The 12738-nt window shown below is 67.2% G+C and carries 14 protein-coding genes; 9 read left to right on the top strand and 5 right to left on the bottom strand.

Annotated features, from left to right (window positions below):
- Genes ACIPRS_RS17295 through ACIPRS_RS17285 form a run of 3 tightly spaced genes read left to right on the top strand, consistent with a single transcriptional unit; the run spans window position 1 to window position 3755 of the window.
- Complete coding sequence (locus ACIPRS_RS17295) at window positions 1-1806, top strand: sensor histidine kinase (protein ID WP_446539436.1); 1806 nt, start codon at window positions 1-3, stop codon at window positions 1804-1806.
- Window positions 1803-2243: a response regulator gene (locus tag ACIPRS_RS17290; RefSeq protein ID WP_192202713.1), complete on the top strand. Its 441-nt coding sequence runs from the start codon at window positions 1803-1805 to the stop codon at window positions 2241-2243. Before ACIPRS_RS17295 ends, ACIPRS_RS17290 begins: the two co-directional genes overlap by 4 nt.
- Window positions 2244-2246: 3 nt before the next feature.
- A complete protein-coding gene (locus ACIPRS_RS17285) occupies window positions 2247-3755 on the top strand; it encodes an ATP-binding protein (protein ID WP_446539435.1) in 1509 nt (502 codons plus the stop codon).
- 34 nt (window positions 3756-3789) lie between these two features.
- Here the strand turns inward: ACIPRS_RS17285 and ACIPRS_RS17280 are convergent, their stop codons facing one another.
- From ACIPRS_RS17280 to ACIPRS_RS17270, 3 genes are all read right to left on the bottom strand, one after another.
- Window positions 3790-4116, bottom strand: a complete 327-nt coding sequence (locus tag ACIPRS_RS17280) for a hypothetical protein (protein WP_192202711.1) — start codon at window positions 4114-4116, stop codon at window positions 3790-3792.
- A gap of 116 nt (window positions 4117-4232) precedes the next feature.
- Window positions 4233-4634, bottom strand: a complete 402-nt coding sequence (locus ACIPRS_RS17275; RefSeq protein ID WP_446539434.1) for a hypothetical protein — start codon at window positions 4632-4634, stop codon at window positions 4233-4235.
- 323 nt (window positions 4635-4957) lie between these two features.
- Window positions 4958-5311, bottom strand: coding sequence for a hypothetical protein (locus tag ACIPRS_RS17270; protein ID WP_446539433.1), 354 nt, complete (start codon window positions 5309-5311; stop codon window positions 4958-4960).
- Between the two features lie 175 nt (window positions 5312-5486).
- On the opposite strand from ACIPRS_RS17270, the gene ACIPRS_RS17265 reads away from it, so the two are divergent.
- From ACIPRS_RS17265 to ACIPRS_RS17250, 4 genes are all read left to right on the top strand, one after another.
- On the top strand, window positions 5487-7907 hold the full coding sequence (locus ACIPRS_RS17265) for a DEAD/DEAH box helicase (protein ID WP_446539432.1): 2421 nt from the start codon (window positions 5487-5489) through the stop codon (window positions 7905-7907).
- Window positions 7904-8773, top strand: a complete 870-nt coding sequence (locus ACIPRS_RS17260; RefSeq protein WP_446539431.1) for a ribonuclease H-like domain-containing protein — start codon at window positions 7904-7906, stop codon at window positions 8771-8773. The genes ACIPRS_RS17265 and ACIPRS_RS17260 overlap by 4 nt, the downstream gene beginning before the upstream one ends.
- Before the next feature lie 187 nt (window positions 8774-8960).
- Window positions 8961-9095 carry a hypothetical protein gene (locus tag ACIPRS_RS17255; protein ID WP_446539430.1) on the top strand — a complete coding sequence of 45 codons (135 nt, stop codon included), beginning with the start codon at window positions 8961-8963 and terminating at the stop codon, window positions 9093-9095.
- A gap of 284 nt (window positions 9096-9379) precedes the next feature.
- Entirely contained in the window at window positions 9380-10501 is a 1122-nt protein-coding gene (locus ACIPRS_RS17250) for an HDOD domain-containing protein (RefSeq protein ID WP_446539429.1), read from the top strand.
- A 222-nt stretch (window positions 10502-10723) separates the two neighbouring features.
- On the opposite strand, the gene ACIPRS_RS17245 is transcribed toward ACIPRS_RS17250, so the two are convergent.
- Window positions 10724-11152, bottom strand: a complete 429-nt coding sequence (locus ACIPRS_RS17245) for a type II toxin-antitoxin system death-on-curing family toxin (RefSeq protein ID WP_446539428.1) — start codon at window positions 11150-11152, stop codon at window positions 10724-10726.
- A 10-nt stretch (window positions 11153-11162) separates the two neighbouring features.
- Window positions 11163-11384, bottom strand: a complete 222-nt coding sequence (locus tag ACIPRS_RS17240) for an AbrB/MazE/SpoVT family DNA-binding domain-containing protein (RefSeq protein ID WP_192202705.1) — start codon at window positions 11382-11384, stop codon at window positions 11163-11165.
- A 111-nt stretch (window positions 11385-11495) separates the two neighbouring features.
- Here ACIPRS_RS17240 and lexA point away from each other — a divergent pair, with 111 nt between their 5' ends.
- Complete coding sequence (lexA, locus tag ACIPRS_RS17235; RefSeq protein WP_446539427.1) at window positions 11496-12101, top strand: transcriptional repressor LexA; 606 nt, start codon at window positions 11496-11498, stop codon at window positions 12099-12101.
- A 1-nt stretch (window position 12102) separates the two neighbouring features.
- Complete coding sequence (imuA, locus tag ACIPRS_RS17230) at window positions 12103-12729, top strand: translesion DNA synthesis-associated protein ImuA (protein WP_446539426.1); 627 nt, start codon at window positions 12103-12105, stop codon at window positions 12727-12729.
- The last annotated feature ends 9 nt before the right edge of the window (window positions 12730-12738 follow it).

The raw sequence follows: 12738 nt of genomic DNA, 5'->3' as shown, positions 1-12738 counted from the left end.
ATGAACGACGACGACAGTGCCCGTACCAGCTGGGGTGGATGGCGACTGCCGCTGTTGGGTCTGGCCATCCTGCTGATCGTGGTCGGGCCCGTGGTGCTGCTGCAGCGCCTGTCGCGGGCCAACCTGGAAGCCGCCGATGCCGTGGCGCATACGCATCAGGTGGAAGCGGCCGTGATGGCGATGGCCGTCGAGGTCCGCGAGATCGAATCCTCCGGCATGATGATCGCGCTGGGCGCGGACCATCCCCTGGCCCGCGAGCGACTGGTCTCCGGGCGGAAGGCGCTGCCAGGCCGGTTCGAGACGCTGGCCGAATTCACGGCCGACAACCCGGAGCAGCTCGTGCTGATCGGCCGCCTGCGTGAACTGGTCGAGGCGCGCGTTGAAGTCATCGATCAGTTGATCGAGGCTCCCGAAGCCTACCGGGGTTCCGTGGTGGCGCCGTTGGCCACGCGTTTCCCCATCCGCGGTCTCCTGACCCAGATCCTGGACAACGAGCGCCAACTGCTGGCCCAGCGCAACTACGACGCACAGCGCCAACGGCAGCGCGCGGAGTGGTTGGCGCTGGTGGCGATGGGTGCCCAATTGCTGCTGCTGGCGCTGGTACTGCTGTCGCTGGGGCGCCAGGTGGCGCGCCGGCTGAATGCGGAGAAGCGGATCGCACAGGCCAGCAAGCGCGCGCTGGTCATGCTGGACACCGTGCGCGAACCCATCGTGCTGCTGGATGGCGAGCAGCACATCAAGATGCACAACATCGCTTTCGGCGAGCTGTACGGCATGGGCAAGGACACGAAGGCGGGCAGCCTCGATGAACTGGGCATGGCCTGGCAGGACAAGGTGATGCGGCAGCGCCTGGACGATGTGCTCGCGCGCGGGCGCGAACTCTGGGACTACGAACTGCAGCAGGACACCGTCGATGGCGTGCGGCGTACCGTGCTGCTCAATGCGCGCCGCATGCCACTGCCGGGTGAGGACGAGCATGCCGTGCTGATGACGGTCAGCGACATCTCGCTGCAGAAAACCGCGCAGCAGGAAATCGCGGCGCTGAACCGCCAGCTGGAAGGCAAGGTGGAGCAGGTGTCGGAAGTGAATCGCGAGCTGGAAGCCTTCAGCTACTCGGTATCGCACGATCTGCGTGCGCCGCTGCGGCACGTGGCCGGCTTCTCGGACAAGCTGGGCCGCCATCTTGGCGAAGACATCGACGACAAGAGCCGTCATTACCTCGACGTGATCGGCAGTTCCGCGCGCCGCATGTCGCAGTTGATCGACGACCTGCTGGTGTACTCGCGCCTGGGCCGGAACGCGCTGCGCCTTCAGGCCGTGGACATGCAGTCGCTGGTAGCCGAAGCGCGCGCCATGCTGGATGCCAACGAGGCGAACGAAGGCCGCGCCGACCGGGTGGAATGGCGCATCGCGCCGCAGCCCATCGTGCTGGCCGACGAGAACATGATGCGGCAGGTATGGAGCAATCTGCTGGGCAACGCGCTGAAGTACAGCAGCCAGCGCGAGCGCTCCATCGTCGAGGTGGGCCATCAGCTGCAGAGTGACGGCAGCCACCTGTTCAGCGTACGTGACAACGGCGCAGGGTTCGATATGGCGTACGCCGGCAAGCTGTTCGGCGTGTTCCAGCGCCTGCACAAGGCCAGCGATTTTCCCGGCACGGGCATTGGCCTGGCCAGTGTCCGGCGTGTGCTCGGCCGGCATGGTGGCCGCATCTGGGCCGAGTCGGTGCCCGACCAGGGCGCCACGTTCTATTTCACCCTTCCCGCGGCGCTCGACGCTCCGCTTTCCAGAGAGAGAGACGCATGAGCGCCATCCGCACCATCCTGTTGGCCGAAGACAGCCTGGCCGACGCCGAAATGGCGATCGACGCGCTGCGCGAGGCCAACCTGGCCAATCCCATCGTGCACGTCGAGGACGGCGTGGAAGCACTGGACTACCTGCTGCGCCGCGGCGCGCACGCCCAGCGTGAAGACGGCCTTCCGTCGGTGCTGCTGCTGGACATCAAGATGCCGCGCATGGACGGGCTCGAGGTGCTGAAGACCATCCGCGGCGACGAGAAGCTCAAGCACCTGCCGGTGGTGATCCTGTCGTCCTCGCGCGAGGAAAGCGACCTGGCGCGCAGCTGGGACCTGGGCGCGAACGCCTACGTGGTCAAGCCGGTGGACATCGACCAGTTCTTCCAGGCGGTCAAGACGCTGGGCACGTTCTGGGCGGTCATCAACGAAACCCTGCCGCGAGACTGATCCGTGCCGCAATCGGGAACACCGCTGGGACCTGTCCGCATCCTGCTGGTCGAGGATTCCGAACTCGATGCCGAACTGCTGATGGAGCAGTTGCACGAGGCCGGACTGGATGCCGAATTCGTGCGCGTGGATGCAGCCGAGGACCTGCGCACGGCGCTGGCGGGCGCGCCATTCGACCTGGTGCTCTCGGACATGGAGCTGCCCGGCTTCTCCGGTTACCAGGCCCTGGAAATCCTGCGCGCGCATGATCCGCGGCTGCCGTTCGTGTTCTTCTCCGGCACCATCGGCGAGGAAGCTGCGGTCAAGGCGTTGCAGGAAGGCGCCAGCGACTACGTGCTGAAGCACACGCCCGCACGGCTGCCGTCGGCGGTGGCGCGCGCCATCCGCGAGGCGCGCAGCGAGCGCGAACGCGAACATGCCGAGCGCGAACTGATGCGCTCGCAGCGGCTGGACTGCCTGGCCATGCTGGCGGCGGGTCTGAGCCACGATCTTCGCAACATCCTGCAGCCGCTGCTGATCGTGCCCGACCTGCTGTCGACCTACAGCGACGATCCGAAGATCCTGCGCCTGGGCGCGGTGATCTCCGAAAGCGGCAAGCGCGGGCACGAGATGGCCGATTCGATGCTGTCGTTCGTGCGCGGTTCGCGCAAGGCCAGCGAGACCATCAGCGTGGCGGCGCTGTTCAGCGCGGTGCAACTGCTGCTGCAGGGCAGCCTGTCGCGGCAGGTCCGGCTGACGGTGGAACTGCCGCCGGAGGACCTGCTGATCGAAGGCAACTACACCGAATTCCAGCAGTGCCTGATCAACCTCTGCTTGAACGGCATCCAGGCCATGGCCGAACGCGGCGGGCAGTTGACCCTGTCGGCGACGCAGACGGTGGGCACCGACGGGCAGGACTACGTGGTGCTGCGTGTCTCCGATGAAGGCAGTGGCATGGACGAGGCCACCCGCCAGCAGCTGTTCACGCCGTTCTTCACCACCAAGGCCAGCGGCACGGGCCTGGGCCTGATGTCGTGCAAGCGCATCGTCGAATCGGTGCGCGGGCGCATCGAGGTGAACAGCACGCATGGGCAGGGCACCGCGTTCGAGCTGCACCTGCCGGCTCCGGCTGTCGACGACTGGTCGGGAACGGAAGACGCGGCGTTCCGGGATGGCGAGGGTCGCCGCATCCTGTTGGTCGATGGCGACGCCACGCGCCTCTCACTGCTGGGCAACGCACTGGCCAGCCAGGGCTACGATCCGATCATGGCGCCTGACGGTGCGAATGCATTGCAGCAGATTGCGCGTGACGGGTTGCCGCAGCTGGCAATCATCGACGACGACATCCTGCTGCTGTCCGCCGCGGACGTGCTGGCGGTATTGCAGGAAGCCGGCTTCGACGGTCCGGTGATCCGCCTGCGCGAGCCGGGCACGCCGGACGGCGGCCACGACTGCGCGGCGACACTGACAAAGCCGGTGCAGATCCAGGCCTTGTTCAACGCGATCGAGCACGCACTGGGCCTGCGCAGCTAGGCGCCCCTGCCCATGGGCAGGGGCGTGTCGAGGATCAGGCGTGGCCCATCGCGACGGCAGGCTTCAGCCGTTGCCATACCGCGCGCATGATCGGCTGCGCACGGTACCAGCCGATCGGCGTATCCGGGCAGTAGCGCTGCAGGCGGTCGCGCAGTGAGGGCGCGATGTCGTCGAAGTCCTGGCGATGGTGCAGCAGATAGGCGTCATAGCCGACCTTCAGGCACTGCTCCAGGTCACCCACCGTGGCTCCGACCACCTGGAACGTGTCTTCGTTGAGACGCGTCTTCCAGTAGGCGAGTTCGGCGTCGATGTCGACGATCTGAGCGGTGGCGTGGGCGTTGCGATGATGCAGGCTGGCCATTGGTGATCCCCGGTCGGCGTGGTGGTGGCGACGAGGATTTTTTGTTCCGCGCGGTGATGCTTAAGTGAAATAAAGAGCGTTTTAACCCGTGTTTAACCGCACAACGTCTTTTACGTTCACCTTTGCATTCGCTGCGTGATGGTACGGGTGCCCGCTTTGTTCATCGCCTCTGCCAACAAGGCGCGCTCGTCCACGACGGTTGTCGGTGGCGGGGCGAACAGCGGCGCATCTTCTTCCAGCGGCGCATTGAGCCGCTCCCATACGCGTGCGATGACCGCATGCGCCAACGGCCAGTCCAGCCGGACGCCACGCACGATGCCCGCCTCATAGCGGGAGGGCAGCGAAGGCAGCAGTTCTTCGAGCGATCGTCTGTGCGACAGCAGATAGATGTCGTAGGCGAATTTCAGCGTGGGCACGTAATGGCGGAACGGGGTCCCCGGGCGGTGGAAGCTCTGGCGCGCGTAGGTTTCTTCCCAGAAGCGCAGTTCCGAGTGGATGTCGATGACGGCACAGGGCATCGCATCATCTATCCACGCGGGCGCGGACGGATCAGGCAGGCAAGACATGAGGTCCCCTCCATGGCGCAAGACCATGGCCGAGCGTGGACCTTGTGGATGAAACGCGGCTTACCTGTACATGACAGCCGTCTGCGCGACCCCGTCGCGACAGTCCCTGACTGCGCGCGGCCCCTGTGGCAACGTGTCACCCCATTCCCCGAAGGAGATGCGTGGTCCACGACCCTGCCGGATCTTGTCGTTATTGTGCCCCTGCGTTGTTGAAGACGGCGGGTCGTGCCATGGCCGGCCTACCGTTCGTCGTCTCCTGCAATGCGGGGGATGATTCAATGCATGCGGGTCGCACCCGCGCCGTGTTCATCCAGCCAGCGCCACGTCTCGCGCAACAGCGTACGCGCGACCGGCCAGTCGGGACCGGCATCGCCACGCAGGCGTTCCCAGTGGTCCTCGAGTTCGAGTTCCGTGTCCAGGTCGAGCTGCCCGGCATGGTCCGCATGCGAGGCCGCCGCGAACGCGTAGGCACGGCAGGCATCTTCCCACGCGACATCCGGATGCAGGCGGCGGCGACGGCCGTAGTCGTAGGCCGTGAATGCGGTGAATGCATCGTCGGCCATGGTGCTGGCATGACGGGGTGCCTGCCGAAGCGTGTCGAGCTGTTCGCGATAGAGGTGGCGGTTCATGGGCGTCTCCGGTTCACGGTGACGTGGTATCGCGGGAGACGTTACCCACGGGTGAGAAATGCCTTCAAACTCCGATCACAAAGCTGAGGCAGGGGCCACCTGTCAGCAGGCAGTCAGTCTCAGGGATTGAGACGCGGCGCGGTTCTGATGGCGCACACGCCGCCGAGAGACCGCCATGCCCGCCCAGACATCCCTGATCCGCCAGCACGCCACCGATGCAGCACTGCTGCCGGTGAACGCAGCCGATGGCCGTGCCCTGGCAGAGCGGCTCGCGGGCAAGTACCACGATCGCGTGACCGGGCAGTTCGTCATTCCGGGGCGTGAAGGGCGTTACGAGCCGCTGCCGCCGGATCTGCCCGTGGAACTGGCCGAGGCGCTGCGCGCGCGCGGTATCGGGCGTCTGTATTCGCACCAGGCCGAGGCATGGCGGCACGTGCAGGCGGGTGGACATCTGGCGGTCGTGACGCCGACGGCATCGGGAAAATCGCTGTGCTACACGCTGCCGGTGGTGGCCTCGGCGCTGGAGCGCAGGGGCAAGGCGCTGTACCTGTTCCCGACCAAGGCACTGGCGCAGGACCAGGTGGCGGAACTGCTGGACCTGAGCAGAGCCGGCGATCTTGGCCTGAAAGCCTTCACCTTCGACGGCGACACGCCGGGCGATGCGCGCCAGGCGATCCGCCTGCATGGCGATATCGTGGTCAGCAATCCCGACATGCTGCACCAGGCCATCCTGCCGCACCACACCAAGTGGGCGCAGTTCTTCGAGAACCTGCGCTACGTGGTGATCGACGAAGTGCACACGTACCGCGGTGTGTTCGGCAGCCACGTGGCCAACGTGCTTCGGCGCTTGAAGCGTGTATGCGCGTTCTACGGCGCCACGCCGCAGTTCATCATCTGCTCGGCCACCATCGGCAATCCGCAGGCGCACGCGGAGGCGTTGCTGGAGCTGCCGGTGCATGCGATCACCGAATCCGGCGCGCCGACCGGAGAGAAGCACGTACTGTTGTGGAATCCGCCCGTGGTGAATCCAGATCTCGGCCTGCGGGCATCCGCGCGCTCGCAGAGCAACCGCATCGCGCGGCTGGCGATCAAGGCGGGCCTGAAGACGCTGGTGTTCGCGCAATCGCGCACGATGGTGGAGGTGCTGACGAAGTACCTGAAGGACGTGTTCGACCACGACCCGCGCAAGCCGGCGCGCATCCGTGCGTATCGCGGGGGCTACCTGCCTACCGAGCGCCGCGACGCCGAACGCGCGATGCGTGATGGCCGCGTGGATGGCATCGTCTCCACCTCCGCGCTGGAGCTGGGTGTGGACATCGGCAGCCTGGATGCGGTGGTGCTGAACGGGTATCCGGGTTCCATCGCGGCGACCTGGCAGCGCTTCGGCCGCGCCGGGCGCCGCCAGCAGGCATCGCTGGGCATCCTGGTGGCCAGTTCGCAGCCGCTGGACCAGTACGTGGTGCGGCATCCGGAGTTCTTCGCCGACAGCCCGCCGGAGCACGCGCGCATCGCGCCCGACCAGCCGATGATCCTGCTGGACCACGTGCGCTGCGCCGCGTTCGAACTTCCCTTCCTTGGGGGTGAACCGTTCGGGCCGGTCGATCCGGCACCGTTCCTGCAGTTGCTTGACGAAGACAACGTGGTCCACCGCGAAGGCGACCGCTACGAGTGGATCGCCGACAGCTACCCGGCCAACGCGGTCAGCCTGCGCTCGGTGGCGGACGGCAACTTCGTGGTGGTGGACCGCACCGACGGCCGCCAGGTGATCATCGCCGAAGTGGATTTCAGCGCCGCGCCGCTGACGCTGTACGAAGGCGCCATCCACATGATCCAGTCAACGCCGTACCAGGTGGAGCGACTGGACTGGGAAGGGCGCAAGGCCTACGTCACCCGTACGCACGTGGACTACTACACCGATGCGATCGATTACACGAAATTGAAGGTGCTTGAGCGCTTCGATGGAAGCATCGCGGGGCAGGGCACCTGCCATCACGGCGAAGTGCACGTGGTGCGGCGCGTGGCCGGCTACAAGAAGATCCGCTACTACACCCACGAGAACATCGGCTACGGGCCGGTGAACCTGCCGGACCAGGAGATGCACACCACCAGCCTGTGGTGGCAGCTGCCGCCGGCACTGCTGGAGTCGACGTTCGAATCGAGGCAGGAAGCGCTGGATGGCTTCCTCGGTGCCGCCTACGCCTTGCACATCGCCGCCACCGTCGCCGTGATGGCCGAAGGCCGCGACCTGCAGAAGGCGGTAGGCGATGGCGACGGTGCGTGGTTCGCCTTGCCCGACACGCAGGGCCGCGGACAGTTGCGGGGAACGGAAAGCCAGGTGCTGTCGCCAGTGTCGGGCGAACGTTTCGTGCCCACCGTGTATCTGTACGACAACTATCCCGGCGGCATCGGACTGAGCGAACCGCTGTGGCGGCGACAGCGCGAGCTGGTCCAGCGTGCCTCGCAGCTGGTGGCGGCTTGCGACTGCAGGGCCGGCTGTCCCGCCTGCGTGGGGCCGGTACTGGCGAACGACGAGCACGCCGAAACCACGCCGCACGCGCTGGCGGCACGCGTGCTGCGGATGCTGGATGCCGCATGAGCGTCAGCCTGGAGAAGCTGCAGCGGCTGCGACGGCAGGCCGGGCATGACAGCCCCGGGGCGCAGTCCAGCAAGGCGCCGCCGGTGCACGATCCCTTGCCTGGGTTGCGCCGCATGCTGGGCATTCGCGAACGCACACGTCCGCCGATCGGCGTAGGTGCATGCGATCGCGCCTTGCCGGGCGAGGAGATCGCGCCCGGGTTGCTGCGACTCGAACAGATCCTGCCCTTCGACGGCGTGATGCCCCATGTCGACGGTACGTTCGCGCGGACCGGCCCCCTGTCGACGCATGGCATGCTGTTCTTCGACACTGAAACCACCGGCCTGTCCGGTGGTACAGGCACGCGAGCCTTCATGATCGGTGCGTCGGATTTCGTGCCCGGGGGATTGCGTATCCGCCAGATGCTGATCACCCATCTGTCCGCCGAGCCGGCGATGCTGCGCGCGTTCGCCGGCTGGCTGGGCGAAGAGACACGACTGGTCAGTTACAACGGCCGCTGCTACGACGCACCGCTGCTGGCCACGCGCTACCGGCTGGCGCGACTGGGCGCGCCGCTCGCCGGCATCGAGCATCTCGACCTGCTGTTCCCCACGCGTCGCCGCTATCGCGGGGTGTGGGAGAACTGCCGGCTGGCCACCATCGAGCGCAATGCGCTGGGCATCGTGCGGGAGGACGACCTGCCGGGCTCGGAAGCACCGGCCGCCTGGCTGCAGTACCTGCGCGGTGGCGACGCGGGCCTGCTCAGGCGCGTGCTGCTGCACAACTTCCAGGACGTGGTGACACTGGCACACCTGCTGCTGCATCTCGCGCAGCCGGATGCCGGGACACCGGCCGTGGGGCCACCGTTCGCCTGCGATCCTCCGTGATCGCCCCCTCGCCGGACGGATGCTGGCAGGGTCGGCGTGTCGGCGATGAGGCCATGCCTGTCCGCTTTGCCGCAGGAGCCGCCCCATGCGCCACCCCTTTTTCCTCTGCTTGCTGGTCTGTGCAGGATCGGCTTTCTGCGGTGGATCGCTTTTCCAGGGACGAATGGCCCCATGCTGCGCGTCGAGTATGCGCGGTCGCTGTCGGGACACGGGCGACGCGCTGGCGTACACAGGGAAGGACAGTGGCAACGTCACCGGCGACGCGATGGAAGCGCAGGTGGAAGTGGAGTACTTCCCCTGGAAGTATTTCGGCTTCTTGTAGCGCTACAACGACAACGACGTGGACTCGATTTCGAGCGCACGCGTTTCGATGGCAACCTCAATCTCGACAATCGCGGGCCGCAGCGCTGGGCACGTTCCGCTTCCGAGTCGCAGCGCTGTCGGGAATCCACCGACAGCGGAATGTGAAGGACTGCGCATTCTCCGCATCGCGATTCAAGAACTCCCGGCCGCGGCCGACATCCTTGCTAGATTTCATCCGGTCCGCGCCTCCGCAAGCAGGGGGTGCGCGTTGAAGCTTGCAAGAACGATCCAAGGGGAAGTGCTTTGCGCATTCTGTATGTTGGCGACACCGCCTGCCTGCCTGACGACCTGGCCGATTACATCGGCGACATGGGGGACGAATGGACCGTGGAGGTCGTCGCCGACGCCAAGTCGGCGATGTATACCGTCGCCAATGGCCCGGTGGACGTGGTGATGGCGGGCCCGGCGCTCGTCGACCTGCCACCGGCCACGCTGCTCGGCCAGATCCGCACGCTGCGTCCGGAGACCATCCGCATCGCGCTGCTGGAAGGCGCTGCGGAGAGCCTGGCGGCGCCGATCAAGCTGATCGGCGTGGCACACCGCTTCCTGCCGCTGCCGCTGTCGTCGGAAACCGTGCTTGAGGCGATCCACAGCCTGGAAGAACTGCGCGACCTGCTGGACAGCCCGCGCCTGCGCCGCGCCATCGGCCGCGTCGAACACCTGCCATCGCCGCCGCACCTGTATTTCGCGCTGACGCGTGCGCTGGAAGAGGACGAAGGGACCGCCAACGACATCGCCACGCTGGTGGCCGGCGATCCCGCCATCGCAGCCAAGGTGCTGCAGCTGTGCAACTCGGCCTATTTTTCCAACGGCCGTTCCATCACCGACCTGCGCGCTGCGGTCACCCGGCTGGGCCTGGGCACCCTGCGTGACCTGGTGCTGGCCAGCGAGGTGTTCTCGATGAAGACCGCCTCCAACGTCGATCGCAGTGTCCTGCAGCAACGCGCTTTGCTGGCTTCGCGGCTGGCGGCGAAGATCCTGCCGCGCACCAGTTCCGAGCTCGGCGCAACGGCGGCCTTGCTCGCCGACATCGGCCTGTTGCTGCCGGGCGTGCGCGACGAACGCGATACGCCGGCCGCCGAAGACGACGACCGCCCCGGCCACACCGAGGCCGGTGCCTACCTGTTGGGCCTGTGGGGCCTGCCGATGCCGATCGTGGAAGCGGTGGCCTTCCATCGCCAGCCGCAGCGCTCCAGCCTGCGCAGCTTCTGGGTGCCGGGCGCCGTGCATGTGGCCGGTGCCCTGGCCAGCAACGAGCCGGTGGACGAGGGTTACCTGAAGTCGCTGGGCGTGCTCGACCAGCTGCCCAGTTGGCGGCAGATGGCCGAGACCATGGTCGAGCGTGCCGAAGAACAGGCTGCCTGACGTTTCATCCGATGCCACGTGCGCTCCTGCGCACGACATGACCGCCTGCGGCTCCATGCGTCCGTCACGTGGAACGCGGCCGTTTGGAGGTCTTGGCCGTCCTTTCAGCGCAAACTGGAATCCATTGCCCCTCAGTGATGTCCGTCCTTCCCGCATGTCCGGGAAGGCAACGGCAAGGTGGGTCCCAGCTTTCGCTGGGACGACGGCGAGTGTGCGTCGCCGTCAGGGGCTGTAGGCGGGAGAGGGCTCCTGCACTTTGCCTGGGGATCTGGCGATGATCCGCGGACGCAGCCACGCGGCGAATTCGTCCTCGCCGAGGCTGCCTTCGGACAAGCCGAGGTACTGCGGATACAGCTCGTGGTCTTCGGCCGATAGGGTGGCGCCATTGAGCACGATGAAGACTTCGCAGGCCACGGCCGCCATGCGTTTGTTGCCATCCAGGAAGGGATGGTTGCACGCCAGGCCGAAGGCAGTGGCGGCCGCCAGATCGGCCAGGTCCGGCACAGGCTGCCCGTAGGCGTGCAACTGCTTGGGGCGTGCGAGCGCCGATTCCAGCAATCCCTCGTCGCGTATGCCGGTGGCGCCGCCATGCTCGGCCAACTGGCGGTCATGGATGGCCAGGGCCAAGGCCCGGCTGATCCAGACGATCATGAGCGCCGCGTCACTGGGCCAGCTTGTTGAGCAGGGTGCGGCGGCGACGCATCACCTGCTCGGCCACGTCCATCTGCTCGGCCAGGGTGGGGTCGTAGACGGTCAGGCGGATGCCGTCGGGCGTCTCGAGCGCGTGGAGTTCATCGCCTTTGTCCAAGCGGAGGCGCGACAGGAGCTCCTTGGGCAGAATGACACCGGCAGAGTTGCCGACCGTGGTGATCTTGAGCTTCATGGCTGCCTCCTTGACGTTATAACTGGAGTTATATTGAGGCGTATGAGGCTTGCAGGCAAGCCGCACCTCTTTCTCGCCATGTGAGACCTTAAGGTGTACAAATGTACACCCATGAACCCCGTCGACCTGCCTCCCCAACGTGCCGCCGTCCTGGCCTTCCTGCGCCGGGAACTGGCGGCCGGGCGCGCGCCGAGCCTGGCGGACATCGCCGACGCGTTCGGCTTCGCCTCGCGCAATGCCGCGCAGAAGCACGTGCAGGCGCTGGTGGCCGATGGGCTGCTGGAGCAGGCGCCCGGCCAGAAGCGCGGCCTGCGCCTGCCCGGCGGCACCGCCGACCTGCTGCCGCTGCCCGTGCTGGGCCGGGTGGCCGCGGGCCAGCCGATCGGCGCCGACATCGGCCTGGATGAGCAGCTCTGGCTGGACCGCCGGCTGTTCTCGCCGCAGCCGGATTACCTGCTGAAGGTGCAGGGCGATTCGATGATCGACGACGGCATCGTCGACGGCGACCTGGTCGGCGTGCACCGCACCCCCGACGCGCGCGACGGGCAGACCGTCGTGGCCCGCATCGACGGCGAACTGACCATCAAGCGCCTGCAGCGCGAACGCCGCCGCATCCGCCTGCTGCCGCGCAATCCCGCGCATGCGCCCATCGACGTGCAGCCCGGGCAGGACTTCGCCATCGAAGGCGTGTACTGCGGCCTGGTAAGGCGCGGCTGACATGGGCGCGGTGGTCGCCCTCGACACGCTGCTGGCCGCGCGCACGCTGTGGCACGCCGGCCGCAGCGCGGCCATCGCCGCCGATGGCGAACCCACCGGCCACGCAGCGCTCGATGCCTTGCTGCCGCAGGGCGGCTGGCCACGCCGCGCGTTGACCGAACTGCTGCTGCCCGCCGACGGGGTGGGCGAACTGGCATTGCTGCTGCCCACACTGGCGCGAATGACGCAGGCGGGCAGCACCGTGGCGGTGATCGCGCCGCCGTATATCCCGTATGCGCCCGCATGGCAGGCCGCGGGCGTGGATCTGGCCTTGCTGGAGATCGTCGAGGCAGCGCCGCGCGATGCGCTGTGGGCGTTCGAACAATGCCTGCGCAGCGGCGCCTGCGCTGCCGTGCTGGGGTGGCCGGTGCAGGCGGATGGACCGGCGCTGCGTCGCCTGCAGGTGGCGGCCGACAGCGGCGAGTGCCTGGGCTTCGCGCTGCGTGACCGTCGCCATGCCGCCAATCCCTCGGCGGCCGCGCTGCGCCTGGAAGCCACCCGCGATGCGCGGGGCGACACGCGCTGGCAGGTACGCAAATGCCGCGGCGGCCCGGCGCCCGCGCAGCCCTTCGCGCTGCTCGCGCATTGAGGCCTGCGC

Source organism: Pseudoxanthomonas sp. LARHCG66 (genome assembly GCF_052871755.1).
Note: the sequence above shows the minus strand (reverse complement) of the source record. Positions and strands in the feature narration are given on the sequence as shown.